The organism is Brevundimonas alba, assembly GCF_011927945.1.
GTDB classification, from domain to species: Bacteria; Pseudomonadota; Alphaproteobacteria; order Caulobacterales; family Caulobacteraceae; genus Brevundimonas; species Brevundimonas alba.
The window spans coordinates 603,331-627,717 of sequence record NZ_JAATJM010000002.1 but is presented as its reverse complement, the minus strand read 5'-3'; the positions used below and the strand labels follow the sequence as shown (position 1 = coordinate 627,717).

The 24,387-nt window shown below is 69.5% G+C and carries 29 protein-coding genes; 16 read left to right on the top strand and 13 right to left on the bottom strand.

The annotated features are described in order from the left end of the window. Positions 1-25: 25 nt before the first annotated feature. Positions 26-418 carry a hypothetical protein gene (locus GGQ87_RS13655; protein ID WP_168048661.1) on the top strand — a complete coding sequence of 131 codons (393 nt, stop codon included), beginning with the start codon at positions 26-28 and terminating at the stop codon, positions 416-418. Here the strand turns inward: GGQ87_RS13655 and GGQ87_RS13650 are convergent. Further along, positions 415-1,515, bottom strand: a complete 1,101-nt coding sequence (locus GGQ87_RS13650; RefSeq protein ID WP_168048659.1) for a winged helix-turn-helix domain-containing protein — start codon at positions 1,513-1,515, stop codon at positions 415-417. The genes GGQ87_RS13655 and GGQ87_RS13650 overlap by 4 nt on opposite strands. Positions 1,516-1,542: 27 nt before the next feature. On the opposite strand from GGQ87_RS13650, the gene GGQ87_RS13645 reads away from it, so the two are divergent. The 7 genes from GGQ87_RS13645 (at position 1,543) to GGQ87_RS13615 (ending at position 6,525) form a co-directional block, all read left to right on the top strand. Beyond that, positions 1,543-1,995 (top strand): hypothetical protein, encoded by a 453-nt coding sequence (locus GGQ87_RS13645; RefSeq protein WP_168048657.1) that lies wholly within the window; start codon positions 1,543-1,545, stop codon positions 1,993-1,995. Between the two features lie 43 nt (positions 1,996-2,038). Then, the gene (gene mce / locus GGQ87_RS13640; protein WP_168048655.1) at positions 2,039-2,464 is read left to right on the top strand and encodes a methylmalonyl-CoA epimerase; all 426 of its coding nucleotides are present in this window, start codon (positions 2,039-2,041) and stop codon (positions 2,462-2,464) included. Further along, positions 2,464-2,730 (top strand): DUF1467 family protein, encoded by a 267-nt coding sequence (locus tag GGQ87_RS13635; RefSeq protein WP_245161609.1) that lies wholly within the window; start codon positions 2,464-2,466, stop codon positions 2,728-2,730. The genes mce and GGQ87_RS13635 overlap by 1 nt, the downstream gene beginning before the upstream one ends. Before the next feature lie 11 nt (positions 2,731-2,741). Then, entirely contained in the window at positions 2,742-3,080 is a 339-nt protein-coding gene (locus tag GGQ87_RS13630) for a DUF3088 family protein (RefSeq protein WP_168048653.1), read from the top strand. Positions 3,081-3,174: 94 nt separating this feature from the next. Beyond that, a complete protein-coding gene (gene proS, locus GGQ87_RS13625) occupies positions 3,175-4,491 on the top strand; it encodes a proline--tRNA ligase (protein ID WP_168048651.1) in 1,317 nt (438 codons plus the stop codon). After that, positions 4,488-5,795, top strand: coding sequence for a lipoprotein-releasing ABC transporter permease subunit (locus GGQ87_RS13620; protein WP_168048650.1), 1,308 nt, complete (start codon positions 4,488-4,490; stop codon positions 5,793-5,795). The genes proS and GGQ87_RS13620 overlap by 4 nt, the downstream gene beginning before the upstream one ends. Beyond that, positions 5,788-6,525 (top strand): ABC transporter ATP-binding protein, encoded by a 738-nt coding sequence (locus GGQ87_RS13615; RefSeq protein ID WP_168048648.1) that lies wholly within the window; start codon positions 5,788-5,790, stop codon positions 6,523-6,525. Before GGQ87_RS13620 ends, GGQ87_RS13615 begins: the two co-directional genes overlap by 8 nt. A 170-nt stretch (positions 6,526-6,695) precedes the next feature. Here the strand turns inward: GGQ87_RS13615 and GGQ87_RS15495 are convergent, their stop codons facing one another. The 6 genes from GGQ87_RS15495 to GGQ87_RS13590 form a co-directional block, all read right to left on the bottom strand. Continuing rightward, a complete protein-coding gene (locus GGQ87_RS15495; RefSeq protein WP_245161608.1) occupies positions 6,696-6,812 on the bottom strand; it encodes a hypothetical protein in 117 nt (38 codons plus the stop codon). Between the two features lie 96 nt (positions 6,813-6,908). Further along, positions 6,909-7,178 carry a DUF6894 family protein gene (locus tag GGQ87_RS13610; protein ID WP_168048646.1) on the bottom strand — a complete coding sequence of 90 codons (270 nt, stop codon included), beginning with the start codon at positions 7,176-7,178 and terminating at the stop codon, positions 6,909-6,911. A gap of 107 nt (positions 7,179-7,285) precedes the next feature. Beyond that, positions 7,286-7,456, bottom strand: a complete 171-nt coding sequence (locus GGQ87_RS13605; protein ID WP_168048644.1) for a hypothetical protein — start codon at positions 7,454-7,456, stop codon at positions 7,286-7,288. 104 nt (positions 7,457-7,560) lie between these two features. Then, positions 7,561-7,818, bottom strand: a complete 258-nt coding sequence (locus GGQ87_RS13600) for a DUF6894 family protein (protein ID WP_168048642.1) — start codon at positions 7,816-7,818, stop codon at positions 7,561-7,563. Between the two features lie 6 nt (positions 7,819-7,824). After that, positions 7,825-7,989: a hypothetical protein gene (locus GGQ87_RS13595; RefSeq protein ID WP_168048640.1), complete on the bottom strand. Its 165-nt coding sequence runs from the start codon at positions 7,987-7,989 to the stop codon at positions 7,825-7,827. A gap of 162 nt (positions 7,990-8,151) precedes the next feature. Then, positions 8,152-8,295, bottom strand: a complete 144-nt coding sequence (locus GGQ87_RS13590) for a hypothetical protein (protein WP_168048638.1) — start codon at positions 8,293-8,295, stop codon at positions 8,152-8,154. A gap of 672 nt (positions 8,296-8,967) precedes the next feature. Here GGQ87_RS13590 and dnaE point away from each other — a divergent pair. After that, positions 8,968-12,423 carry a DNA polymerase III subunit alpha gene (gene dnaE / locus GGQ87_RS13585; protein ID WP_168048636.1) on the top strand — a complete coding sequence of 1,152 codons (3,456 nt, stop codon included), beginning with the start codon at positions 8,968-8,970 and terminating at the stop codon, positions 12,421-12,423. Further along, positions 12,423-12,779, top strand: coding sequence for a GFA family protein (locus GGQ87_RS13580; protein ID WP_168048634.1), 357 nt, complete (start codon positions 12,423-12,425; stop codon positions 12,777-12,779). Before dnaE ends, GGQ87_RS13580 begins: the two co-directional genes overlap by 1 nt. On the opposite strand, the gene GGQ87_RS13575 is transcribed toward GGQ87_RS13580, so the two are convergent. From GGQ87_RS13575 to GGQ87_RS13560, 4 genes are all read right to left on the bottom strand, one after another. Further along, positions 12,780-13,949, bottom strand: coding sequence for a S41 family peptidase (locus tag GGQ87_RS13575; RefSeq protein ID WP_168048632.1), 1,170 nt, complete (start codon positions 13,947-13,949; stop codon positions 12,780-12,782). 83 nt (positions 13,950-14,032) lie between these two features. Then, complete coding sequence (locus tag GGQ87_RS13570; RefSeq protein ID WP_168048630.1) at positions 14,033-14,830, bottom strand: TrmH family RNA methyltransferase; 798 nt, start codon at positions 14,828-14,830, stop codon at positions 14,033-14,035. Beyond that, positions 14,830-15,720 (bottom strand): class I SAM-dependent methyltransferase, encoded by an 891-nt coding sequence (locus GGQ87_RS13565; protein ID WP_168048628.1) that lies wholly within the window; start codon positions 15,718-15,720, stop codon positions 14,830-14,832. Before GGQ87_RS13565 ends, GGQ87_RS13570 begins: the two co-directional genes overlap by 1 nt. Then, positions 15,692-17,116 (bottom strand): glycosyltransferase family 2 protein, encoded by a 1,425-nt coding sequence (locus GGQ87_RS13560; protein WP_245161607.1) that lies wholly within the window; start codon positions 17,114-17,116, stop codon positions 15,692-15,694. The genes GGQ87_RS13565 and GGQ87_RS13560 overlap by 29 nt, the downstream gene beginning before the upstream one ends. Before the next feature lie 164 nt (positions 17,117-17,280). On the opposite strand from GGQ87_RS13560, the gene GGQ87_RS13555 reads away from it, so the two are divergent. The 4 genes from GGQ87_RS13555 (at position 17,281) to GGQ87_RS13540 (ending at position 20,511) form a co-directional block, all read left to right on the top strand. Next, entirely contained in the window at positions 17,281-17,913 is a 633-nt protein-coding gene (locus tag GGQ87_RS13555; protein WP_168048624.1) for a WHG domain-containing protein, read from the top strand. 95 nt (positions 17,914-18,008) lie between these two features. Next, entirely contained in the window at positions 18,009-18,728 is a 720-nt protein-coding gene (locus tag GGQ87_RS13550; RefSeq protein WP_168048622.1) for an ABC transporter substrate-binding protein, read from the top strand. Then, complete coding sequence (locus GGQ87_RS13545) at positions 18,683-19,717, top strand: FecCD family ABC transporter permease (protein ID WP_168048620.1); 1,035 nt, start codon at positions 18,683-18,685, stop codon at positions 19,715-19,717. The genes GGQ87_RS13550 and GGQ87_RS13545 overlap by 46 nt, the downstream gene beginning before the upstream one ends. Next, entirely contained in the window at positions 19,714-20,511 is a 798-nt protein-coding gene (locus GGQ87_RS13540) for an ABC transporter ATP-binding protein (RefSeq protein ID WP_342448369.1), read from the top strand. Before GGQ87_RS13545 ends, GGQ87_RS13540 begins: the two co-directional genes overlap by 4 nt. Here GGQ87_RS13540 and GGQ87_RS13535 read toward each other — a convergent pair. Further along, a complete protein-coding gene (locus tag GGQ87_RS13535; protein WP_245161606.1) occupies positions 20,466-22,535 on the bottom strand; it encodes a lytic transglycosylase domain-containing protein in 2,070 nt (689 codons plus the stop codon). The two genes, GGQ87_RS13540 and GGQ87_RS13535, sit on opposite strands and share 46 nt — an antisense overlap. A 111-nt stretch (positions 22,536-22,646) precedes the next feature. Here GGQ87_RS13535 and dapA point away from each other — a divergent pair, with 111 nt between their 5' ends. Further along, complete coding sequence (gene dapA, locus GGQ87_RS13530) at positions 22,647-23,531, top strand: 4-hydroxy-tetrahydrodipicolinate synthase (protein ID WP_168048615.1); 885 nt, start codon at positions 22,647-22,649, stop codon at positions 23,529-23,531. Positions 23,532-23,593: 62 nt separating this feature from the next. After that, positions 23,594-24,064, top strand: a complete 471-nt coding sequence (smpB, locus tag GGQ87_RS13525) for an SsrA-binding protein SmpB (RefSeq protein WP_168048613.1) — start codon at positions 23,594-23,596, stop codon at positions 24,062-24,064. Here smpB and GGQ87_RS13520 read toward each other — a convergent pair. Further along, positions 24,061-24,201, bottom strand: a complete 141-nt coding sequence (locus GGQ87_RS13520) for a hypothetical protein (protein WP_168048611.1) — start codon at positions 24,199-24,201, stop codon at positions 24,061-24,063. The genes smpB and GGQ87_RS13520 overlap by 4 nt on opposite strands. Positions 24,202-24,387 lie beyond the last annotated feature (186 nt).

Below are 24,387 nucleotides of genomic sequence, written 5' to 3'. Positions count from 1 at the left end.
TAGACTGGACCGCCTCCACACCGCCGTGACCGCCCCCCTCATGATCCTGGGGCAGGTCACGGAGGCGTGGATCGGTCTCGCCCTGCTGGCCGTCATCCTTCTGGCGCTCGGCGGCTGGATCGCCGTTCGCAAGCCAGAGCTGCGAGCGGTCTGGCCGGTTCTGTTGACGCCCTTGCCATGGATCGTTCTGACGGTCTGGGCGGGCTGGCATGCGCGTGAGACGGGACCCCAAACGGGCTTCCACGCCGACATCTGGGGCCTGCTGATGCTCGGCCTGACCCTGGCGCTGAGCGTCTTCGCCGTGGTGCGCGCGAGCCGCATCCGCTTGCCCGTCGCCGGCCTTTGCCTCGTCAATCTCGGCTTCGCCCTGATCGCCGCCCTGTTCGCGGTGATGATGACGACAGGCGCCTGGCTCTAGGCTTCGGTTTTGCCGGCGGACAGTCCGCCCAGCCGTCGCGCCAGCATCATGGCCGCGACCACCCAGCCGCCGAACATCAGGCCCTCGAAGCCGCCCGTGACCGTCTGACTGATCGGTCCGAAGCCAGTCTCGCCGAACACCGCGCCGATCTGGGCGAGGCTCAGTTGCGACTCCGGAAACTGCCGGGCCAGCAGGTCGAGGCTGCCGCCCATCAGCCGTCCGCCCGCCAGCGGGACCACCGCCGCCGCCAGACCCACCGCAAGCCCGCCCGCGGCGAAGCTCGGCACCAGCCGCCGGCCGGGGATCAGACCCGACAGCCAGGCTCCCAGACCCATCGCCCCGCCGATCAGCGCCCCCTCGGCCGCCCCCGTGATCGCTCCGGGCGAATGGCCGAACAGCAGGTTGAAGGCGTCCAGCCCGATCAGCTTGCCGAACGCCCCCGTCAGCAGCCCTCCGGCCGCGCCCCCGGCGATGCTCCACAGCCAGCGGCGATCCGGGGCGAACCCGGCGGCGGCGACGCCGAAGCCGACCCCGGCCCCCGCGATCAGGCCCAGCACCACGCTCAGGCACACCAGCACCATCAGCACCGACGTCGCCCCGACGCCCGTCTGCAGCGGTTCCGGCGCCGCGCCGAAGCCGTAGAACAGGCCGATGAACACGCCCGCCAGCCCGCCGCCGATCATGCCTGCGCCGCCCAGCAGTCCGAACTGCGCCCACGAATAGCGGCCGGGCGCCTCCGCCACCGCGGGGGCTTGCGCGACCGGCGCGACTTCATCTCCGACCCATTCCACGGGGGCGATGAAGCGATAGCCGTGCTTGGGCACTGTCTCGATGAACCGCGGCCGGCCTGCGTCGTCGCCCAGCTGCCGCCGCAGCGTCTTCACGCACTGGGTCAGCGCCTCGTCCGTCACCGGCACCCCGCGCCAGACCTCCTCCAGAAACCGGTCCTTGGACACCAGCCGCCCGTTCTCGCGCACCAGCAGAGCCAGGGCGTCCAGATACCGCGCGTTCAGCTCGACAGGCGCGTCGGCTCGCTTCAGCTGACGGTCGCGAACATCGAGGGAGAAGTCTTCGAAGCGAAAACTGCCGGGCGCCATTTTTCAGCAAGACCTCAGGAGTTGCTCATGCCGCTCATGAGCGCGCCGGGCAGGGTGCGAGCCTCACTCATGGCGGAGGGCAAGGCAATGGCGAATGCGGCGCGTATCGCGAGCGGTCCGGACAGACGGCATGCGCGGGGCGTCGCCGACCCGGCCGGCCTCCGCCTCACCCGCAGCGTGGTGACGCGGGAAGCGCTCGGCGGCCGCACCTGGTCCGGCGCGGTGACCAACCACTCAGGCCGGGTTCTGGTCGACGTCACCGTCCTTGTCCGGCTTCTCGATGATGAAGGCCGGCCGGTCGGCGCCCCGGCCATCGCCCGGGCGTCGTGGGTCCCGTCCGGCATCGACCTGCACCTGCAGGCGCGGCTGCCCCCCGCGGCGACCGGGCTTCGCCTCTGCCTGCTGCGCTGGACCGTCGACGGCCGGACGCTCGAGACTGGCCCTCAGGATCCGCGACCATTCGGCGCCGTCGAGCGCTGACGCCGGCCTTCTCCCGCGCCCCGGGACCGGCTAAGTCCTGCGCATGATCGGAAGACTGAACCACGTCGGCGTCGCCACCCCCTCCATCGAGGCCAGCGTGGCGATGTACCGCGACCTCCTCGGCGCCACGAAGGCCCACACGCCCTTCGACCTGCCGGCGCAGGGCGTCCGCGTCTGCTTCGTCGACCTTCCCAACAGCCAGGTCGAACTGATCGAACCGCTCGGCGACGATTCGCCCATCCACGGCTTCCTTGCGAAAAACCCCAGGGGCGGCCAGCACCACGTCTGTTTCGAGGTTGATGACATCCTCGCCGCCCGCGACGCGCTGCGGGCGAAAGGCGCGACCATCCTCGGCACGGGCGAGCCCCGCATCGGCGCCCACGGCACGCCCATCATCTTCGTCCATCCGAAGGACATGGGCGGCGTCCTCGTCGAACTGATGGAAACCCCGAAAGGCGAGGCGCACTGATGAGCATGCCCGTCGGCCCGATCACCATGATCGCCGTCTACATCGTCTGCTGGTGGACGGTCCTGTTCGGCATCCTGCCGCTGGGCATGTCGCAGGGCGCCCAGGAGCGTCCGACCGACGGAGCCCAGTGGGGCGCCCCCGGCAATCCCCAGCTGAAGCGCAAATTCATCACCACCACCTGGGTCTCGCTGATCGTCTGGTTCGTGGTCATGGTGCTGGTCTTCATCGGCTGGATGCCCCTGCCGAACCTCGCGCCGCCGGCCTAGGGGCGCACGCCGTGACCGACCGCCTCTTCCTGCTCAATCCCGACTGGCATGACGATCAGGGCGGCCCGTGGTTCTGCCCCGCGGGCGCCTTCATCGAGGGCGTTCTGGCCTTCTATCCGGCCCTGCACGACCAGCTGGACATCACCCGCCTGGACCACCCCCGCCCGCGTCCGCCGGTGATCGATCTGGTCGGCGAGGCCCACCAGTCCTGCCCCATCCTCGTGCTGGACGAGACCTTCGACTGGCCCGACGCGCAGACCAGCGAGGCCACCGGCCGCCGCTTCCTGCAGGACCACGCCATCGCGCGGTATCTGGCGGCGAGATACGGCGTCGGCCTGCCGCATCCCTGAGGCATTCCGCGCGTTTGACGCCGACCGCCTAGCTTTCGCCCCGCCGTCCCGGCTAAAGCTCGTGTCCCACGCCTCCCACGCCGGATTCTGACCTATGCGCCTGTCGCGCTATTTCCTCCCCACGCTCAAGGAAGCGCCCTCCGACGCCCAGATCGTGTCGCACCAGCTGATGCTGCGCGCCGGCCTGATCAAGCAGGAGGCCGCCGGCATCTACGCCTGGCTGCCGCTGGGCCTGCGGGTGCTCAAGAAGATCGAGCAGATCGTGCGCGAGGAGCAGGAGCGGGCAGGGGCTGTTGAACTGCTGATGCCGACCCTCCAGCTCGCCGACCTGTGGCGCGAGTCCGGCCGCTACGACGCCTACGGTCCCGAAATGCTGCGCATCACGGACCGGCACGAGCGCGAGCTCCTCTACGGGCCCACCAATGAGGAGATGATCACCGACATCTTCCGCGGCTTCGTGAAGAGCTACAAATCCCTGCCGCTCAACCTCTTCCACATCCAGTGGAAGTTCCGCGACGAGCGCCGCCCGCGCTTCGGCGTCATGCGCGGCCGCGAGTTCCTGATGAAGGACGCCTACAGCTTCGACATCGACGAGGCCTCGGCCCGCCGCGCCTACAACCGCATGTTCGTCGCCTATCTCAACACCTTCGCCCGCATGGGTCTGAAGGCCGTGCCGATGCGCGCTGACACCGGCCCGATCGGCGGCGACCTGTCCCACGAGTTCATCGTCCTGGCCGACACCGGCGAGAGCGAAGTCTTCTGCGACCGCAAGCTGGTCGAGATGCCCGCACCGGGCGCCGACGTGAACTGGGACGACCTGCAGGCCATCGTCGACGAGCGCACCTCCCTCTACGCCGCCACCGAAGAGATGCACGACGCCGCCCGCTTCGAGAGCGAAACGGCCGAGGGCGACCGCCTGTCGGCCCGCGGCATCGAGGTCGGCCACATCTTCTATTTCGGCACCAAATACTCCGCTCCGATGAAGGCGAAGGTCGCGGGGCCGGACGGCAAGGACACCGAAGTCCACATGGGTTCCTACGGCGTCGGCGTTTCCCGCCTGCTGGGCGCCATCATCGAGGCCAGCCACGATGAGGGCGGCATCATCTGGCCCGACGCCGTCGCCCCCTTCGACGTGGTCGTCATCAACCTGCGCGCCAATGACGAGGCCTGCGCCGCCGCCTGCGAAGACGCCGTCGCGCAGCTCGAGGTCGCCGGCAAGGACGTCCTCTACGACGACACCGACGAGCGCCCCGGCGGCAAGTTCGCCACCGCCGATCTGATCGGCATTCCGTGGCAGCTGACCATCGGACCCAAGGGCCTCGCCGACGGCGTGGTCGAGCTCAAGCGCCGCGCCACCGGCGAGAAGGTCTCCGTGCCGCTCGCCGACGCCGTGGCGAGGCTGACCGCATGACAGATGCGACCGCCCCCTCCGTGAAGCCGGCCAAACCGGCCGGCCCCTTCTCCGCCTGGGAGTTCGGCCTCGCCCTCCGCTATCTGCGGGCCCGGCGGCGCGAGGGCGGCATCGCCCTGATCGCCATCATCTCCTACGTCGCCATCGCCCTGGCGGTCATGGCCCTGATCACGGTCATGAGCATCATGGCCGGCTTCCGCTCGACCCTGCTCGACCGCATGCTGTCCTTCAACGGCCACATGTTCGTCCAGGGCCAGCTGCTCGACACCCCCGAACGCGACCAAGCCCTGCAGCGCATCCGCGCCATTCCCGGCGTCGACAGCGCCGTGCCGGTCATGACCAGCTACAGCCTCGTCCGCGGCGGGGGCCAGACCAACCCGGCCGCCGTGCGCGGGGTCCGTCCGGAAGACCTCGCCGCCACCACCTACGTCTACGCCAGCCTGTCCGACGAGGCGAAGCGCACCTTCGGCCAGGGCCAGTACGGCGGCGAGAACATCCTGATCGGCAAGGCGCTGGCCGACATCATGGGCCTGCGCGTCGGCGACGCCCTGACCCTCTATTCCCCCACCGGGGCGACGAGCGCCTTCGGCAATCTCGGCGGGCTGGAGAAGACCTATCGCATCGGCGGCGTCTTCACCTCCGGCACCACCGATTTCGACCAGCTCTTCATCTTCATGCCGCTGGAGCAGGCCCAGCTGTTCTTCGGCCGCGAGGGCGCTTGGGACGCCATCGAGCTCAAGGTCGCCGAGCCAGACCGGGTGGAGCTGCTGCGCACCCCCGTCATGCGCGCCGCGGGCCCGGGCGCCTTCGTCAACGACTGGCGCGACCGCATGGCCGCCTTCTGGGGCGCCCTGAAGGTCGAGCGCGTGGCCATGAGCATCATCCTCGGCCTCGTCGTCGCCATCGCCGCCCTGAACATCATCTCCGGCATCGTCATGCTGGTGAAGAACAAGACCCGCGACATCGCCATCCTGCGCACCGTCGGAGCCAGCCAGTCGTCCATGCTGCGCATCTTCTTCATCGCCGGTGCGGCCATCGGCATCGCAGGCACCTTCACCGGCTTGGTCCTCGGTCTGCTGTTCTGTCTGAACATCGCCGACATCCAGCATTTCCTCGAGGGCCTGTTCGGCGTGAAACTGTTCGACGCCGAGGTCTATATGCTCGACGCCATCCCGGCCCAGGTCGATCCGGCCGACGTCATCTGGGTCACCGTCTGGTCCGTCTTCATGTCGTGCGTGGCCAGTCTGCTGCCGTCGTGGCGCGCCGCCAAAATGGACCCCGTGGAGGCCCTCCGCTATGAGTAAGGCCCCTCGCGGCGCCGGCCGGATCATCGCCGGCACGCCGGTCCTTTCGGTGCGCAACGTCACCCGCACCTACGACACCGCCACCGGCGGCCTGACCGTGCTCAAGGGCGTCGATCTCGACGTCATGCCCGGCGAGGTGGTCGGCCTGATCGGCCCCTCCGGCTCCGGCAAGTCGTCCCTGTTGCACGCCGCCGGTCTGCTGGAACACCCGACCTCGGGTGAAATCCTCATCGACGGCGAGCCGGTCGGCGACCTGCCCGAGCGCGCCCGCACCCATCTGCGGCTCCAGCGCATCGGCTTCGTCTACCAGTTCCACCACCTGCTGGCCGAGTTCGACGCCCGCGACAACGTCGCCCTGCCGCTGCGCATCGCCGGCGCCGGTCAGGCGGACGCCCGCGCCCGCGCCGAGGAAGTGCTGACCGCCCTGGGCCTCGGCGAGCGCCTGACTCACCAGCCGGCCCAGATGTCGGGCGGAGAACAGCAGCGCGTCGCCGTCGCCCGCGCCCTGGCCAACCGCCCGCGCCTGCTGCTGGCCGACGAGCCCACCGGCAACCTGGACCCCGCCACCAGCCAGACCGTGTTCGAGGCCCTTCACAGGCTCGTCAAGGACACCGGAGTCGCCGCCCTGATCGCCACCCACAACATGGAGCTGGCCGGCCACATGGACCGCGTCTTCGCCCTCAAGGACGGCCACCTCGAAGAACGCCCGGCCGAAAGCCACGCCTACTGAACGGGGAGGACCACGCTTCCTTCTCCCCTTGGGGGAGAAGGTGGCCCGGAGGGCCGGATGAGGGGTAAAGCGGCTCCGGACCGGCTTCCGCCCAGCCTGGCTGAACCATCCCCCTCATCCGGACGGCTCCGCCGCCCACCTTCTCCCTCAAGGGGAGAAGGGAGCAGACGCTACTTCTTCGCCGGAGCCTGCGTGAACGGCGAGCTACCCACCGTCACCGCCGGCTTGGCCTTGTCCGCCTTCGGTTTGCGGATTTCCTTGTTGCTGCGTGCTTGACCCTTGGCCATGTCCGTCATCCCGCGACGCCGGCCGCCGAAAGGCGGTCACTGGCGGCGTCGACCCACTCTAGCACCGCATGGGCCCCGGCGGGTCACAGTCTCGCGTCAGACTCCGGCCCGGGTCGCCACCGCCGACTTCGGGAAGCTCGACGATCGCACCGCGGACAGGTCCAGTCGGAACAGGCACAGGCCCCGGTTGTCGCTGACGGTCATGGTGACCATCTCCTCCTTCCAGAACTCGTCCCCGTCGTCCGACAGCAACTCGCCCAGATACTTCACGGCCGCGATCTGCGCCGCCCGCAGGTCGGGCAACACCACGGAGGCGCTGCGAGGCCCCTTCGTCCCCGCGTCGGTTTCAAAAATGAAAGTCGGCATGGCGGCCAAACGACCTGGCCCGCAGGCCGTTCCGGCCCTGTTGAACTTAACCTGGATCAGTCTTGTCGATGACGCGGTCGATCGCCGCGATCAGTCTGGCCGCCCCGCTAGAGCCTGCTGGCGAGCCACGCCCGCGCCTTGGCGGCGGCCTCAAGGATCAGATGGGCGCTGGTTTCGGCGGCGTCAGGGGTAAAGGCGCCCGACATCGCGCCGGGCCCGCGAATGACGACGCTGCCTTCATAGGCGACGACGGCGCACGGGATTGAGTGATCTTCCATCCGCACCGATAGCACACCCCTCCCATAACCTGCGCACAATCCTGGCATTACGGTGCGCCGGGATCTCAGCGCAAGGAAGGGGCGTCGAGGGTTGGCGCCGGCGCCTAGGACAGTGGGCCAGCGCCCGAAACAACCGGAGCGCTCCGCCCGGTCACGTCGAGAATGAACAGAGTGAGTCCGGTTGCATCCTGAACGGTGATGCACAGGTCGGGCTCATCCCAGAACCGGCCGTCCTCGTCTTTGAGAATCTCGCCGAGATAGATCACCGCCTGGTCGCGCGCGGCTCCGGCGTTTGACAGGTCCATGATGGGGGGCACGCGACCCTTTGGGTCACGGCTGCATACGAAACGATACAGCGGCATGGCGCGTCAGTGTCGGGCGGCGCGAGCCTGTTCCGCCGCCTCCAGCAACGCCCTGGCCGTCTGTTCGGCTGCATCCGGGGTGAAAGCTCCGCTGAGAGAGCCCGGCCCGAACAGGACGACGGCCCCGTCGGTCACAACGACGTCGATCGGGTCTTGGTAGAGATCGTCCATAGTTCGCCCGGATGGATGTTCGAAACGCCTGATCAAACAGCAAAGCGCGGCCGCGGTCAGTCCGCGACCTGACATAGCGCTGAAGTAGGCTGGGCTGCCGGCCAATGACGGACCTCGGGCGTGGAGTTTCGCAAACGCGGGAGTCCCGCAACCGGCCTTTGGTCAATCGAACGGGATGACGTGCGCGGCCTCATAGCCGCCCTTGCCGTCCGCCTGAGCAAATACGGCGCAGTCGTTGTCCAGTTCGTGCAGCCGCCTGACAATCTCGCTGAAAGGTCGGGCCTTCCCGGGGCGAGCACGGATCATGAACCCCTCTGTCAGAGGCTCTACCTCATGAACGTCTGACGGCTCCAGGAGCGTTATGAGCACCAGTGGCATCTGCGATCCCTCCACCCATACGACCTTGGCTGTTCTTATGTCACGCCGACGACATTCGTCGCCAACAAGGGTGAGACACGCCGCTTGATCATGTGTTGGGTTGCGAGGAGCTGATAGGCCGGGCTTGACTGGAACGCAACGAGAACGTAGAACATTAGGGGAACACGTTTCACCGGGAGGAAATCATGGCGCGTTGGGCTCGGGATATGCTGTCGCTGGCGTCGTGCGGCGGTTTCGTCTGGGTGGTGTGGCAGGCGGCGCTGCTGACCTCCGCGGTCTGAGGGGTTCTGCATTCGGTTATGTCCGGCCAACGCAATCAAAGAGCTAGGCCGTTTAGCGGTCTCTACGGACGGAACGGACTGAGCGGTCTTTTCGGACTCTTCGGACCCTTCGGACCCTAATTTCCGATTTTACCCGGGTCTTATTGTTCGCGGCAGGACCGGAAGGGGCGGCGGCTATCCACAGACGGTCCCCCGGCGCGGCGCGGCTCGATCCGCTTTCCGGTGTCCCGGGCGCCCATGATGTGAGACTCGGTTCAGAACGGGCGAACGCCCCGCCGGCAGGTCTCCCCCCGGCGCCGACCGCAGAACAGGACCCGGTTTGACCGATACGCTGAACAGTCAGGGCTTCGTCCACCTCCGGGTCCGCTCGGCCTATTCGCTGCTCGAGGGGGCGATCAAGGCGGGCAAGGTTCCGACGCTGGCGGCCGATGCGGGCATGCCGGCCGTGGGCGTGGCCGACCGGGCCAATCTGTTCGGGGCGCTGGAGTTCAGCGAGGCCGCCAAGGGGGCAGGGGTCCAGCCGCTGCTCGCCTGCGCCCTGCCGGTGACCAGCATCGGCGGCAAGATCGCCGAGCGCTGGGCCAAGGTCCCGACCGTCGTCCTGCTGGTCCAGAACGAGGCCGGCTGGCTCAACCTGTCGGCCCTGTCGTCGTCCGCCTTCCTCGACGCCGGCGCCATGGACGAGCCCAGCGTGCCCTGGTCCATGGTGGTGGAGCGCTCCGAAGGCCTGATCCTGCTGTCCGGCGGGCCCGACGGACCCGTCGATCCGCTACTGGTGCAGGGCAAGCCCGCCGAGGCCGCCGGCGCCCTGGCCGCCATGCAGCAGGCCTTCGGCGACCGCTTCTACGTCGAGCTCCAGCGCCATGGCCTCGCCTCCGAACAGCAGGCCGAGCGGGGCCTCGTCGAATGGGCCTATGCCCACGACGCGCCGCTCGTCGCCACCAACGACGTCCACTATGCGAAGGCCGCCCAGGCCAAGAGCCACGACGCCCTCCTGTGCATCGCCGACGGCGCCTTCACCGGTCAGGAAGACCGCCGCCGCATCACCGGCCAGCACTGGTTCAAGCCCGCCGCCGCCATGCGGGAGCTGTTCGCCGACCTTCCGGAGGCCTGCGACGCCACCCTCGACATAGCCCGCCGCTGCGCCTTCATGGCCCCGACCCGCGCGCCCATCCTGCCGCGCTTCGACACCGGCGCGGGCCGCTCCGAGCCCGACGAACTGATGCATCAGGCCCGCGAGGGGCTGAAGGAACGGCTGAAACAGGTCACGCCCGCCGCCCCCGAACAGGACTACTGGAGCCGCCTCGAATGGGAGGTCGGCATCATCCAGCAGATGGGCTTCCCCGGCTATTTCCTGATCGTGTCGGACTTCATCAAATGGGCCAAGAACCACGGCATCCCAGTGGGCCCGGGACGCGGTTCCGGCGCCGGCTCTCTGGTCGCCTGGGCCCTGACCATCACCGACCTCGATCCGCTGCGTTTCGGCCTGCTGTTCGAGCGCTTCCTGAACCCCGAACGGGTCTCCATGCCCGACTTCGACATCGACTTCTGCCAGGAGCGGCGGGAAGAGGTGATCGACTACGTTCAGGCGCACTACGGCAAGGACCGGGTCGCCCAGATCATCACCTTCGGCACCCTTCAGGCCCGCGCCGTGCTGCGCGACGTCGGCCGGGTGCTGCAAATGCCCCTCGGCCAGGTCGACCGCCTCGCCAAGATGGTCCCGGCCAACCCCGCCAATCCGGTGACGCTGGCGCAGGCCATCGAGCTCGAGCCGCGACTCAAGGAGGCGCGCGACAGCGACGCCAACGTCCGCGCCCTGCTGGAGACGGCGCTGGAGCTGGAAGGGCTCTACCGCAACGCCTCGACCCACGCCGCCGGCATCGTCATCGGCGATCGCCCGCTGGTCGAGCTCGCGCCCCTGTATCAAGACCCGCGTTCGACCATCCCGGCCAGCCAGTTCAACATGAAATGGGTCGAGGCCGCCGGTCTGGTGAAGTTCGACTTCCTCGGCCTCAAGACCCTGACCGTGCTCGACCGCGCCCGCCAGTATCTGGAGCGCCGCGGGGCCGGGCCCGACTGGAACGGCCTGCCGCTCGACGACCCGAAGACCTACGAACTGATGGCCTCGGGCCAGACCGTCGGCGTGTTCCAGCTGGAATCGCAGGGCATGCGCGACACACTGCGCAAGATGCGCTGCGGCTCGATCGAGGAGATCACCGCCCTGATCTCCCTCTATCGGCCGGGGCCGATGGAGATGATCGACACCTACATCGACCGCAAGTTCGGCCGGCAGGAAGTCGACTACCTCCACCCCTCGCTCAAAGAGGTCCTGACCGAGACCTACGGCGTCATCATCTACCAGGAGCAGGTGATGAAGATCGCCCAGATCCTGGCGGGCTATTCGCTCGGTGAAGCCGACCTTCTGCGCCGCGCCATGGGCAAGAAGAAGAAGGAGGAGATGGACTTCCAGCGGGCGCGCTTCATCAAGGGCGCCTCCGAGAAGGACGTGCCGGAGGAGCAGTCCGGCGGCATCTTCGATCTGGTCGCCAAATTCGCCGGCTACGGATTCAACAAGTCGCACGCCGCCGCCTACGCGCTGATCTCCTTCCAGACCGGCTGGTTGAAGGCGACCCACCCGGTCGAATTCATGGCCGCGTCCATGAGTCTCGATCTCAGCAACACCGACAAACTGGCTGTCTTCTATCAGGATTGCCGCCGTTTTGAGGTGCCGGTGAAGGCGCCGGACGTGAACCGCTCCTCGGCCGACTTTGACGTGGCGTATGACGATGGCGTCGGCGCCGTCCTCTACGCCCTCGGCGCCATCCGCAACGTCGGCCTCGAGGCGATGAAACACCTCGTCGAGGTGCGCGAGACCGGCGGCCGCTTCACCGACATCTTCGACTTCCTCGAACGGGTCGATCCGAAATTCGTCAACAAGCGCGCCCTCGAAAACCTCGCCCGCGCCGGCGCCTTCGACAGTTTCCACACCAACCGCCGCCAGCTGGTCGAGCAGGCCGACACCCTGATGGCCTATTGCCAGAGCGTCGCCGCCGAGCGCGCCTCGTCGCAAGTCAGCCTGTTCGGCGGCGATCAGGTCAGCGCCGGTCGTCCGCGCCTGCGTCCGGTCGAACCCTGGGTCGGGCCCGAGAAGCTGGATCAGGAGCTGGCCGCCGTCGGCTTCTACCTGTCCGGCCACCCGCTGGAGGACATGGCGCCCGCCCTCAAGCGCAAGCGCGTCACCTTCGTCGCCGAGGCCACAGCCCTCGCCGAGAGCGGCCACGAGGCCTTCCTCATGGCCGGCGTCGTCCGCCGCCGTCAGGAGCGGGCCAGCGCGAAAACGGGCGAGAAATTCGCCTTCGTCACCTTCTCCGATCCGACGGGCGAGTTCGAATGCCTGTTCCCGCCCGAACAGCTGCGCAAATGCCGCGAGACGCTGGAGGTCGGCGCCTCGGTCATGGTCCGCGTCCGCGCCAAGTCGGCCGATGGCGAGGTCCGCTTCTTCGGCGACGACGCCAGCAAGCTGGATGCGCTGATCGACGACGGCGCCTTGGGCTTGCGGATCCACGTCTCGGCCCGCGCGGCCGACGCCGAGGCCCTCAGGGCGCGCCTCGACCGGGCCAAGGCGAACGGCAAGGGCGGGGAGGTGTCGTTGGTCGCCTCGCTCGACGGCCGCCGGGAGGTCGAGCTGAAACTGCCCGGCCGCTACCGCCTCGACGGCGCCCTGCGCGGCGCGCTCAAATCCGCCCCCGGGGTGGTCCTGCTGGAGGATGCATGATGACCGACGTGAACACGCACCAGGGCTCCTGCCACTGCGGCGCCGTGGCCTATGACGTCGACATGAGCCTCGACGGCCTGATCGAGTGCAACTGCTCGCACTGCTACCGCAAGGGCTTCGTCCTCGGCTTCGTCCAGCCCGACGCCTTCCGCCTCTCGGCCGAGGGGCCGCAGACGGAATACCTGTTCAATAACCACAAGATACGGCACCGCTTCTGCGAGACCTGCGGCGTCCAGACCTTCGCCCGCGGCGTCGCTCCCGACGGCTCGGAGATGGTGGCCGTCAACGTCCGCACCCTGACCGACATCGAGCCCTTCAGCTGGACCGCCCAGCGCGTCGACGGCGCCAGCTTCTGATCACTGACGGGGCCGGAAGGCCTCCCGCGGCGTCCCGTCGACGGCGTATAGCCGCTCCGTCGGCAGCTTCAGCACCAGCCCTGAGTTGGCCAGCGGATGGTCGTAGACCGCGCCCAGCAGCCCGGCCATGGGTTCGCCCACAACCAGCACGCCGACCGCGTCGAGCCCCACGGCCAGGCCTTCGCCCATGCTGCCGGTCCAGCGGCCCACCTTGGCCATGACAGGCCCCCTGTGACGCTTGCCCGGTCGCGGCAGGACCTGCTCGATCCACTGGCGCGGCACTCCCGTCTCCCGCTCCTCCGAGGGCAGGTTGTGGATCTGGTAGGGCCGGGCCTCGTCGACGAACCACCCCATGATCGCCCGCGCCACCACCGTGTTCCCGCCGCTGGCCGTATCCCTCAGATCGATGACGACCAGCTGGTCCGGCTTCGCCCCGGCCATCGCCGCGTCGAAGGCCGCCACGGTCTCGCTGTCGCCCAGCGAGTCGTTGATCCGGATCACCAGCGTGCCGTCCTGCTCCGATACAGTCACGGGCGGCCTGTCACCCCAGCCCCCGCCGTAAAGGTTGGGCAGCGTCAGCCGCCGCTCGACGCCGTCGCCGCCCCGGATCGCCAGGTCGCGCGGCCGGTCCCTCCGCCCCGCGGCGAGCACACGCGCGCCGTAGCCGGCCCGGTCTCCCTCCGGCGTCAGTCCCAGCTCCGCCCAGAAGGCCGCTACCGCCTCCGCCGTCGACACCCCACCCACGGCAACCAGCTCGTCGCCCGCCGCGACTCCGGCCTCCGCCGCAGGGGACCTGTCCCGCACCGCCGTGATCCGCCAGCGGTCTGCCTCCGTCTCGATCCAAAGATCGCTGTAGCTGGGCACGAGACCCCAGCTGTCGCCGAACGAGGCGCCGGTGATCGCATGATGGTCGGCCAGGGCCGTGACCGCGTGCTCGGCGTAGCGCAGCAGCGAGGCCCGGTCGCTCACCGCCTCCGCCTCCCGCCGCATCTGTGCGCTCATCGGCATCACGCCGCCGGGGAAACGATCAAGGTATGCGTACTGGCTGTTCACCAGCGCCTCGATCGACAGGGCGTCCGCCCGGTACGCCTCCGGCCCCGGCTCCGCCTGCTGCGCGGCGACCACGCCGGGCGTCAGCAGAACGAGGATGAGGGCGAGCAGGGTTCGCATGGATGACCCACCGTGTTGGAAACGGCGAGGCTGGCGGGGCCCACGCCATCCGGCAAGTGAAACCCCTGTCATGCGCGCCGGCCCTAGCCCTCGTCGGTCACCGCATAGACCATGATGCCCGTGGCGATGGCCAGGTTCAGGCTGTCGGCGCGGCCGCGCATCGGGATCTTCACGTTGACGTCGCAAGCCGCGGCGAGGGCGTCCGTCAGCCCCGCCTGCTCATTGCCCATCAGGATCAGGGCCGGCCGCTGGATCGCCGCTCCGCGGTAGTCCACCGAGGCGTCCAGCCTGGTGCCGATGACGCTGCCCGGCCAGCTCTGCCGCCAAGCCAGGAACTCCGCCGCCGTCGCCCTGGCGATGGCTACCGCGAACACCGAGCCCATGGTCGCCCGAACCGCCTCGACTGAATAGGGATCGACGCAGTCCCCGATCAGGATCACCCCGCCGCAGCCTGCCGCGTCCGCCGTCCGGATGATCGTCCCGAGATTGCCCGGGTCCCGCGCCTGTTCCAGCGCCACCCAGCACGGCGCCGCCCCCGGCTCGATGGCCGACAGCGGCGTATAGACCTGCTCGAACACGCCCAGCACGGTCTGCGGATTCTCCCGCCGGCTGATCTTCTCGAGAATGGCGTGGGTCACCGCCACGACCTCGCCGCCCGCAGCCTTCGTCTCCGCCCGCGCCCGTTCCAGCAGCGGATGCGGCCGGGCGTCCTCGCCGACCAGCAGCAGTTTCGGCGTCCGCCCCTGATCCAGCGCCTCGCCGATGAATTTCAGGCCCTCGGCGAGGAAGCGCCCCGTCGCCTCGCGCTCCTTGCGCATGTGCAGCGCCCGCACGGCCTTGACCGTCTCATTGGTCAGCGAGGTGATCAGCCGGTCGGCCATCAGGCGCTCCACCGCGCGAAGAAGCTGAGCCCGATCGCCCGACCGTCCGTCCCGTCCTCGGCCAGCGCCAGTTCGCCCCAATCGATGACGCCGCTGCGGTCCTGCGTCGCCTCGGCCATCAGATGCGCCAGCGACAGCCCCGATATCCGCGCCGCATAAGCGTTGAGCAGCAGGAACGAAGCGTCGTCCGACAGCAGGGCCGCGCAGTCCTTCAGCAGCCCGGGCAGGTCCTCGAACAGCCGCCAGACCTCGCCCGTCGGCCCCCGCCCATATTTCGGCGGATCGAGGATGATGCCGTCGTATTTCGACCCGCGCCGGACCTCCCGCGCCGCATATTTGCGCGCGTCCTCGACGATCCAGCGCACCGGCTTGTCCGCCATGCCCGACAGCTCCGCATTCTCGCGCGCCCAGGCCACGGACTTCTTCGAGGCGTCGACGTGCGTCACCTCGGCCCCCGCTGCCGCACAGGCGAGGCTGGCCACGCCGGTGTAGCCGAACAGGTTCAGAATCTTCGGTTTGCGCAGCCGCCGGATGCGTCCGTCCAGCCAGTCCCAGTTCGCCGCCTGCTCGGGGAAGAAGGCCAGGTGCCGGAACGGCGTGAACCGGCTGGTGAACCGCACGTCGCGCCATGCCAGCGGGAAGGTATCGACCGGCTTGCCCGCGAAACGCCAGCGCCCGCTCTCGTCCTCGTCGGTCGGGTCGAAGACCGCGTCGGCCGCATCGAAGGCCGCCGGATCCCGGGGCGACCAGAAGCACTGCGGCTCGGGCCGGACCACCGTGTAGGGCCCATATCGTTCCAGCTTGCGCCCGTCGCCGCTGTCCAGCAGGGCGTAGTCCGCCCATGCGCGGGTGACGAGCGTTTCAGGCGACGGGTTGAGGCGCGGCGGCATGGCCCGCTGATAGGCGGTTCGGCGCCGTCTCGTCCAGCGCGGCGTAGACTGGCGCTTCCGCTGTCGCAGCGTCCCGCCGGTGCCGCGTCTTGTCCCAGGCGAAGGGCTCGTGCACCAGCCGCCATCCGGCATGGAAGGCGGCAAGACTTTGCAGGGCCCAGTAGGCAGGCGCCCCGATCATGTCGATCGGCCCATAGGGTACGCCGGCCCGCCGCGCCCCGATGGCGCAAGACAGCCAGGCCGACGCCGCGCCGAGAACCAGCACGCTCATGGCCAGCAACGGCGTCTCGGGTGGCAGACCGGCCATGACCGCGACCAGCACACCCGCCGCGACCCACGCGAGCGAAGGGCCGTTCAGCGCCGCCGATCCGAGGCAGGCGCCGACCGTCATCACCAGCGCGAACGCACCGCGCGCGCCCAGCCGCCACGGCCGCCGCGTATGCACGCCCCAGGTCTGCATATAGCCCTTGAGCCAGCGGCACCTCTGCGGGAGCCAGTCCGCCAGACCGCCCGGTGGCGTCTCCCACGTCGGCAGTCCGATGACGCCGAGCCGCCAGCCCTCGGCCCAGAGGCGAAAGCCGAGGTCGGCGTCCTCGGTGACGTTGAAGGCGTCCCAGCCCCCGACCGCGCGCAGGACATCGACCCGGAAGTGGTTGCTGGTGCCGCCCAGCGGAAATGGCAGACCGAGTCGAGCCATGCCGGGCAGGATGGTCTCGAACAGGCTGGCGTATTCGGCTGCGAACTGCCGGTCGACGAAGGGCGAGGCGTCCGCTCCCCTGCGGCCCCGGCGAATGCGCAGCGGCGCCTGCAGGCAGGCCAGCCGCCCTCCGGCGTCACCTGCGAACCGGGCGGCAGCCTCGCGCAGCTGCAGCGGATGGGGCTCGTCTTCGGCATCGTAGACCGTCACCAAGTCGCCCGTGACGTGCGAGAGGGCGCAGTTCAGCGCCCGCGGCTTGGTGCACGGCGTTCCCGACGGAGCCACGAACACTTCCAGCCAGTCAGGCCGGGGCGCGGCGAGCGCGGCCGCAATCGTCGCATGGTCGTGCGCCTCCAGGACCAGCAGTCCCTGAAGACGATCGGGCGGATAGTCGATCCGGGCGAGCCGCTCGACGAGCTGGCTCATCACCTCCGTTTCGTCGTGCAGCGCGACGAGGATCGAATACCGGGGCAGAACGGACGTCTCGGAAGGGACGGGATCCCGGCTTCGGGTGCTGACGATCACCAGCAGAACGCGCCATGCGGATATCGCCAGGAAGGCGATTGCCGCGACGGCGGCAGCGACCGGAGCGGCCCCCGACGGACGAAACCAGAGCAGGGCCAATCCACCGCCGAGGAGTAGGGCCAGTAGGAGCCACTGAAAGCCGGCCAGCCCACGCCAGGCCGCGCTGGTCGCCAATGACGGCCCATAGCGCACAGCGTCGCGCCTGCGATCTCGCAGATCGCTGATCTCCGCCCGTCCCATCGGCAACGGTTAACGCGCCGGTTCACGGGCGGCAAGCGGTTGGCGCGGGGCAGGGATTGTCGCTATTCAGAGGCTACGAGTTCGGAGTCTCGCCAAACGTGACCGTCACCGCCGCCGTGAACCCGCGTTCGCAACGCAAGCCCAAGGGCGAGGGGCATGCCCGTCGCGCCGAGATACTGGCCGCGGCCGAGCGTATCTTCGTCGAGCACGGCTACGAAGGCGCCACGATCCGCAAGATCGCCGACGAGGTCGGCCTGTCCTCGACGGCGCTCTACATGCATTTCGCCGAGAAGGGCGAAATCCTGCACGAGATCTGCCGTCAGGCCTTCGCGGCGCTGATGGACGCCAATCAGGCCATCCTTGCGGAACCCGCAGAGCCGGAGGTCCGGCTGCGTCGAATGTTGAGGGCCTATATCGCCTTCGGCTTCGCAAATCCGAACGCCTATCGCCTTGCCTATATGACCAGACCGGTCGAGCTGCGGGAGGGCGCCCAGTCGGCGGCGCGGGAGCTCGGGCACGAGCTGTTCCGCTCGTTCGAGCAGGTGGTCGAGGCCGTCGCCGCGACGGGGCGGCTCAGGGGTGAGGCCGCGCCGACCGCGCAGGCGCTCTGGGCGGGCGCGCACGGCGTCGTGTCGCTGATGATCACCAAGCCCTATTTCGACTGGGTCGCGCCTGACGTGCTCGTCGAAACCCTTCTGGACGGGCTGTTCGCCGGTCTTCTCAAGCCGTGAGAGCGTCTATCGGCGGGCTGGTCGCATGCGGCGCTGTCCTGGCACTGACGACCACCCTCCCGGCGGCCGCGACCGAGAGCCGTACCCTCCGGGTGATGTCGCTTGACCAGTGCGGCGACCAGTATGCGCTGGCCTTGGCGCCGGACGCCGAGCTCGCGCTGTCTCCGCGGGCGGATGATCCCGATTCATGGATGCGCGAGGCAGCGAAGGGTCGGCATCGCGTCCGCCCCACCCTCGAAGCCGCCATTGCATTCCAGCCCGATGTCGTCGTTCGGTATTGGGGCGGGGACGCCCGTCTGCTGGCGCGGCTGGAGCGCTCCGGCGCGCGGGTCGTCACCATCGCCGACGCCACGGAGTTCGAGGGCGTGCGCGCAAACGTCAGGTCCGTGGCGGAGGCCGTCGGCGGAGCCGCGCGCGGCGAGGCCCTGCTCGCTCGTATGGACCGCCGCCTGCATCAGGCGGCCCCGGCGGCAGCCGTTCCGCGCCGATCCGCCCTTTATCTGACGGCGGGTGGCTTCACCTCTGGGAGAGGCACCCTGATGGACGCCATCCTGCGCGCGGCGGGCTTCACCAACGCGGCTTCGAAACCCGGCTTCGCCCCCGTCAGCGTCGAGCGCATCGCCCTGTTTCCACCCGCGCGGTTCGTTCTCGGCTTCTTCGATCAGATCCGCGGTGACTGGCGCGGGCCGGGACGTCACCCGGTCGTGCGCGCGGCGGCGAAAAACCATGTCGCCGCCAGTCTTCCCGCCGCCAGTCTGACCTGTCCCGCATGGTTCGCGGCGGACGCGGCGGCGATGCTCGGAGAGACACGGTGAGCGGCGCCGCGGGCCGGCTGATCCTCATCCTCGCGCTCGCCATTGCGGCGGCGACGGCGCTCGCGGTGCTGTTTGGCGAGAGCGCCTTCGACGCAGGCCAGTTGGCGCAGGCGTTCACCGATCCTTCGTCGGGGCCCGCCGAGGTGCTGTGGGCGGTCCGCGCGCCCCGGGCGGTCACGGCCTTGATGGTCGGAGCCGCGCTCGGCCTGTCCGGCGCGGTCATGCAGGGCTTGCTGAGGAACCCGTTGGCCGATCCCGGCGTGCTGGGCGTCTCGGCCCTGGCGGCGCTCGGCGCGGCTCTCGCCATTGTTCTCGGCTGGGCGGCCTTGCCCGGCGCGGTCGAGGTGGCGGCGCTGGCTGGAGCGGGGCTCGCGGGCGGACTGCTGGTGCTGTTCTCGGCGCGGGTCCGGTCGCCCGAGGCGCTGATCCTGTTCGGGGTGGCGGTGTCGAGTTTCGCCGGCGCGGCGACGGCCCTGATCTTCAACCTTTCGCCGTCCCCCATCGCCACAGCCGAGGTGATGGGCTGGCTGCTGGGGTCGGTCGAGAACCGCAGCTGGATCGACGTCGCCTGGGTCTCTCCCGCGGTGTTGGCGTCGGCCGCGCTCTCCGCGTTCGCCGCGCCCGGTCTGCGGATGCTGAGCCTCGGCGAGGAGACGGCGCGGACCTCCGGCCTTCCCATGGCTCGGCTCCGGCTGATGGCCCTGCTGGCGGCGGCGCTGGCGACCGGCGCCGCAGTGGCTGTGGCGGGCGTGATCGGCTTCGTCGGTCTGGCGGCTCCGCATCTCGTCAGGACGGCGGTACGCGGCGATCCCGGGCGGCTTCTGCTGCCGTCGGCGCTCGCGGGCGGACTGATGCTCGTGCTCGCCGACCTGCTGGCGCGAATGACGCCGACCGATCAGGAGCTCAAGCTGGGCGTCTTCACCGCACTCGTCGGCGCGCCCCTGTTCGCCCTGATCGCCTGGCGCGCGGCGCGGGAGTGGCGGCTGTGACGCCGTTTCTGACCATGTGGGACGCCGAGTCGAGGCTGGGGGGACGGCTCGTTCTCGATGCCACGGATGTGCTGGTCGAGACCGGCGAGTTCGTCGCTGTTGTCGGGCCCAACGGCGCGGGCAAGTCGAGCCTCATCCGGGCCTTCGCCGGTCTGCTGCCGGTCACCGGTGGGATCGTCCGCCTGAAGGGGGACGACATCCGCACCCTGTCGCCTCGTGAGAGGGCGGAACGGGTCGCCTACCTGCCGCAGGAGCGCCGCATCGCCTGGAACCTGCCGGCGATCGAGGTCGCGGCCCTTGGCGCACCCTTCCTTGCTGTCGAGGCCGCCCATGAGAGGGCGCTCAAGGCCTTGGCCGAGATCGAAGCGGCGCACCTCGCGGACCGCGGCGTTGCCGAGATGTCCGGCGGCGAGCGCGCGCGGGTGCTGCTCGCACGGGCCTTCGCAACGAACGCACAGGCGTTGCTCGTGGATGAGCCCATCGCCGGGCTGGATCCGGACGCCCAGTTGATGGTGCTGGAGCGATTGAGAGCGCGGGCCGACGCGGGGCAGGCGGTGCTGGCCAGCCTGCACGACCTGCCCTTGGCCGCGAGGTTCGCCCATCGGGTCTTGGTGATGGAGCATGGCCGGGTCGCGGCGGATGCCGCGCCGCCTCAGGCCCTGACGCCCGAGATCCTGCAGCGCGTCTTCGGCCTCTCGGCACAGTGGATCGACGGACCGGACGGACCGCTGCTGTCAGCCGGTCGCCGTCACTCTCCGCCCGACGGATCGACGACCGAGCCGCCCGGCGCATAGGGCTGCGGTCCCGCCGGTGCGCCGCGACGGAGGTCGCTGGACAGGGTCAGAGGCGCCGAACCGCCGTTCAGCCGCGCCTTGTAGACCTGCATATTCTCCATGACCCGCATCATGTAGTTGCGGGTCTCGGTGAAGGGTGCGCATTCGATGAAGTCGACGGGGTCGACCGTGGCGCCCCGCGGGTCGCCGCACCGGGCGGTCCACTGCGGCGGACGGGCGGGGCCCGCATTGTAGGCGACCGTCGTCAGCAGCATCGAGCCGCCGAAGCGGTTCATCAGATCGCCGAGATGGAAGCTGCCCAGCGTCATGTTGTAGTCGGGATCCCACAGCCGATCGGCCGAGAACGGCATGCCCAGTTGGCGCGCGACGGACGAGCCGGTCGCCGGGATGAACTGCATCATGCCGCGCGCGTCGGCGCCGGAGCGCGCGCGCGGGTCGAAGCTGGATTCCTGCCGGGTGATGGCGAGGGTGAACTCGAGCGGCGCGGCGCCGGCGACCTGCGGCGGGATGCGGATCGGGTACTGGCGCTCGGGCATCAGGAAGCCACGCTGGCTGGCCGCGCGGCCGACCATCATGGCGGTGAAGCCTTCGCCATAGGCGCGCGACAGGTCCATCAACTGGGCCAGCTCGGGCGCACCGGGCACGTCGTCGTCCAGCTGGTAGGCGAAGACCCGGAACAGGCTGGTCTCGCCCGTCTCGCCGAGGATGCGGAGGGCGCGGACCACCTCATTGGCCTCGAAGGCCGACCGTTCGCCGGGCGTGGGATCCGGATCGCCGGGCAGGGTGAGGGTGTTCATGCCGGCCTTCTCGGCCGCGAGCTGGCCGTAGAAGGTCTGGATGTGGCGGGCGCCGCCGCGATAGAATTCCACCGCCGCCGGCGTGTTGCCCTGCGCCTCCGCCGCGCGCCCGAGCCAGTAGAGGGCGCGTCCCTGGGTGATCGGGGTCGAGGAGGCCTGGCGCAGGGTCTCGAAATGGGTCGCGGCGCGGGCGGGGTCGTTCAGCTTGGTCAGGGCGACCCAGCCGGCGAAGAACTCTGCGTCGACCTTGCGTTCGCCCGAGGGGAAGCCGTGCCCGGCCATGGCGTCGTAGGCGGCCTGCCAGTTGCGCACCTGCAGGGCGTCGAGGAAGTAGTTCCGGCGCTCGCTCCACAGGGTGTTCTGGCCCTCGGTGTGAGACGGCGCGGCGGGAAGGGCGCGGAGGAGGGCGAAGCCTTCCGACTGGCGGCTCTGCGAGCGCAGGATGCGCACACGCTCCAGCACCACGGCCGGGTCCATGGCCTGCGACGAGCTGAGACCGGCGACGACCGCATCCGGGCTGTAGGCGGTGCGCAGCGCCATCGCCGCCTCCGCCACCGCGCGGCGCTCGGGCGAGACCATGTTGGCTATGGCGCGGGTCGCGGGGCCGTGCGGGCCCAGGAGCAACATGTTGAGGCGCGCCTCGTGGTCGGCCTGGGTCAGCCAGCCGCCCCAGCGGGTCAGGATGCGCGTCTGGACCGGCTCGTCGAACGAGCGGGTGCGCCACCATTCGACGATCAGCCGCTGCGCCTCGTCGCGGCGACCGCGCTGATCCAGAGCGTCGGCGAGGGCGATGGCGCCCTGAACCGTGGTCGGCGGCGTCTGGGCGAACAGGGCGAGCGCGGCGTCCGGGCCGGCGTAGGCGAGGTCGAGGGCGCGCTCGGCGGCGGCGCGACGGCCTTCGGCGCGGGGCCAGCCGGCGAAAGCGGTCTGGGCGCCGGCCAGATCGCTGAACGGCATCTGGCCGGCGGAGGTGTCGAGCAGCGCCCATTCGACCAGCTTGCGGGCGGCCGGATCGCCGATCTGCGCCGCGGTCGAACGCGCCCCGACGACGTCGCGGGCGCGGGCCTGGGCCAGACCCTGACGGAAGAGGGCGGTGTCCTGATCGTTGAGCAGCCGCGCCTGCGTGCCTTGCGGCGCGACGGCGGCGTATGGCGTCTCCTGCGGGACCAGCGATTCGGGCGCGGGGGCGAGAAGAGCCAGAGCGGCCGCGAGACTGGTTGCGATCATACCGTGTCCGATCCCCATTCCATGACGGTTGCGGCGGCGTCGCCGGCAACCTACGCTCCCACGCTTCGTCTCAGGGCGCATCGCCCATTCCCACGCAGGACCATCGTTTCAATGACCGCCCCTTTGTTCAAGGGCGTGATCACCGCCCTGATCACACCACTTCGTGACGGAAAGGTGGACGAACCCGCCTTCAGGACGCTGCTGGAACGCCAGATCGCGGCCGGGGTTCATGGCGTCGTGCCGATGGGGACCACGGGCGAGAGCGCTTCGCTGCATCTGGACGAGCACAAGCGGGTCGTCGAGCTGTGTGTCGAGGTGGCTGCCGGGCGGACGCGGGTGATCGCCGGGGCGGGGTCGTCGGCCACGGACAAGTCGATCGAGCTGGTGCGATTCGCCAAGACGGTGGGCGCCGACGGGGCGCTGGTGGTGACCCCCTATTACAACCGGCCCTCGCAGGCGGGGATGGCGGCGCATTTCGAGGCAATCGCCGAGGCGGTGCAGCTGCCGGTGCTGCTTTACAACGTGCCGGGCAGGACGGGCGTGGATCTGGCCAATGAGACGGTGGCGCGGTTGGCCTCGCACCCGAACATCGTCGGCATCAAGGATGCGACCGGCGATCTGGCCCGGGTCAGCTGGATGCGTGCCCATATCCTCGACCAGCAGTTCGACCTGATTTCGGGCGACGACCCAAGCTACCTCGGCTACCACGCCCATGGCGGCGTGGGGGTCATCTCGGTGACCTCCAACGTGGCGCCGGAGGCCATGGTGGCTCTGCACGAGGCGGCGGCGGCGGGAGACTACGCCACGGCCCGGCAGTGGCAGGACCGGCTGATCGGCCTGCACAAGGGTCTGTTCCTCGACAACTCGCCCTCGCCGACGAAATACGCCCTGGCGCGGCTGGGCCTGTGCACCGAGGAGGTGCGGCTGCCGCTGGCCCCGACGGGCGACGGGGTCAAACCGGCCATCGACCGGGCCATGGCCGACGCCGGACTTTAGAAAAGGCCGCATGGGCCATCGGCGCCTTCGCGAGGGCCGAACGAGCGTGTAGGAGGGCGGGAATGGCCGCCGAGAAACCCAAGACCAAGCTGATCGCCGAGAACCGCCGGGCGAAGTTCGACTATTTCCTCGAGGACTACACCGAGGCCGGGATCCAGCTGCTGGGCACCGAGATCAAGGCGCTGCGCGACGGCCGGGCCAACATCGCCGAGAGCTATGCGGCGGTCGAGGGGCGCGAGATCGTGCTGATCAACGCCGACATCCCGCCCTACAAACAGGCCAACCGCTTCAACCACGAACCGCGCCGGCCGCGGAAGCTGCTGCTGCACCGCAAGCAGATCGACAAGATGATCGGCGCCGTTCAGCGCGACGGACAGACCATCATCCCGGTGAAGCTGTATCTGAACGAAGCCGGCAAGGCGAAGCTCGAGATCGCGCTCGCCAAGGGCAAGAAGCTTCACGACAAGCGCGAGGCCACGGCCCAGCGCGACTGGCAGCGCGACAAGGCGCGGCTGATGAAGGAACGGGGCTAGAGGCTGGTCGAGACCGGCTGGGCGTCGAGCACGCCGGGGATCGAGGCCGCCGCCTGATCCATGCCCCACGGTCCCAGCGAGGGCCGGGTCCATTGCTGGATCGCCAGGGCCATGACCGCGATCAGGGACGCGATCAACAGGGCCCAGACAGCCGCCCTACGTTCTTCCGGGGTGAACGCCCCGCGCCGCACGCTTTGCATGACAATCTCCCAGTCCCGCTGGCTGAACGCGGTCCCGGCGACGCCGTTCCTGGGTTTGGGAGTGTCTTCCGACGACGACTGATTCGCGTTGCGCGGGAACCACACTCACGCTTGCGGAGGCGG

Bases quoted from the DNA above. Each gene is read 5' to 3' on its own strand.
- GGQ87_RS13650 (WP_168048659.1), bottom strand. From the start codon at position 1,515: ATGGCGCCCGGCAGTTTTCGCTTCGAAGACTTCTCCCTCGATGTTCGC.
- GGQ87_RS13645 (WP_168048657.1), top strand. From the start codon at position 1,543: ATGCCGCTCATGAGCGCGCCGGGCAGGGTGCGAGCCTCACTCATGGCG.
- mce (WP_168048655.1), top strand. From the start codon at position 2,039: ATGATCGGAAGACTGAACCACGTCGGCGTCGCCACCCCCTCCATCGAG.
- GGQ87_RS13635 (WP_245161609.1), top strand. From the start codon at position 2,464: ATGAGCATGCCCGTCGGCCCGATCACCATGATCGCCGTCTACATCGTC.
- proS (WP_168048651.1), top strand. From the start codon at position 3,175: ATGCGCCTGTCGCGCTATTTCCTCCCCACGCTCAAGGAAGCGCCCTCC.
- GGQ87_RS13620 (WP_168048650.1), top strand. From the start codon at position 4,488: ATGACAGATGCGACCGCCCCCTCCGTGAAGCCGGCCAAACCGGCCGGC.
- GGQ87_RS13615 (WP_168048648.1), top strand. From the start codon at position 5,788: ATGAGTAAGGCCCCTCGCGGCGCCGGCCGGATCATCGCCGGCACGCCG.
- GGQ87_RS15495 (WP_245161608.1), bottom strand. From the start codon at position 6,812: ATGGCCAAGGGTCAAGCACGCAGCAACAAGGAAATCCGCAAACCGAAG.
- GGQ87_RS13610 (WP_168048646.1), bottom strand. From the start codon at position 7,178: ATGCCGACTTTCATTTTTGAAACCGACGCGGGGACGAAGGGGCCTCGC.
- GGQ87_RS13605 (WP_168048644.1), bottom strand. From the start codon at position 7,456: ATGGAAGATCACTCAATCCCGTGCGCCGTCGTCGCCTATGAAGGCAGC.
- GGQ87_RS13600 (WP_168048642.1), bottom strand. From the start codon at position 7,818: ATGCCGCTGTATCGTTTCGTATGCAGCCGTGACCCAAAGGGTCGCGTG.
- GGQ87_RS13595 (WP_168048640.1), bottom strand. From the start codon at position 7,989: ATGGACGATCTCTACCAAGACCCGATCGACGTCGTTGTGACCGACGGG.
- GGQ87_RS13590 (WP_168048638.1), bottom strand. From the start codon at position 8,295: ATGATCCGTGCTCGCCCCGGGAAGGCCCGACCTTTCAGCGAGATTGTC.
- GGQ87_RS13580 (WP_168048634.1), top strand. From the start codon at position 12,423: ATGACCGACGTGAACACGCACCAGGGCTCCTGCCACTGCGGCGCCGTG.
- GGQ87_RS13575 (WP_168048632.1), bottom strand. From the start codon at position 13,949: ATGCGAACCCTGCTCGCCCTCATCCTCGTTCTGCTGACGCCCGGCGTG.
- GGQ87_RS13570 (WP_168048630.1), bottom strand. From the start codon at position 14,830: ATGGCCGACCGGCTGATCACCTCGCTGACCAATGAGACGGTCAAGGCC.
- GGQ87_RS13565 (WP_168048628.1), bottom strand. From the start codon at position 15,720: ATGCCGCCGCGCCTCAACCCGTCGCCTGAAACGCTCGTCACCCGCGCA.
- GGQ87_RS13550 (WP_168048622.1), top strand. From the start codon at position 18,009: ATGTCGCTTGACCAGTGCGGCGACCAGTATGCGCTGGCCTTGGCGCCG.
- GGQ87_RS13545 (WP_168048620.1), top strand. From the start codon at position 18,683: ATGGTTCGCGGCGGACGCGGCGGCGATGCTCGGAGAGACACGGTGAGC.
- GGQ87_RS13535 (WP_245161606.1), bottom strand. From the start codon at position 22,535: ATGATCGCAACCAGTCTCGCGGCCGCTCTGGCTCTTCTCGCCCCCGCG.
- dapA (WP_168048615.1), top strand. From the start codon at position 22,647: ATGACCGCCCCTTTGTTCAAGGGCGTGATCACCGCCCTGATCACACCA.
- smpB (WP_168048613.1), top strand. From the start codon at position 23,594: ATGGCCGCCGAGAAACCCAAGACCAAGCTGATCGCCGAGAACCGCCGG.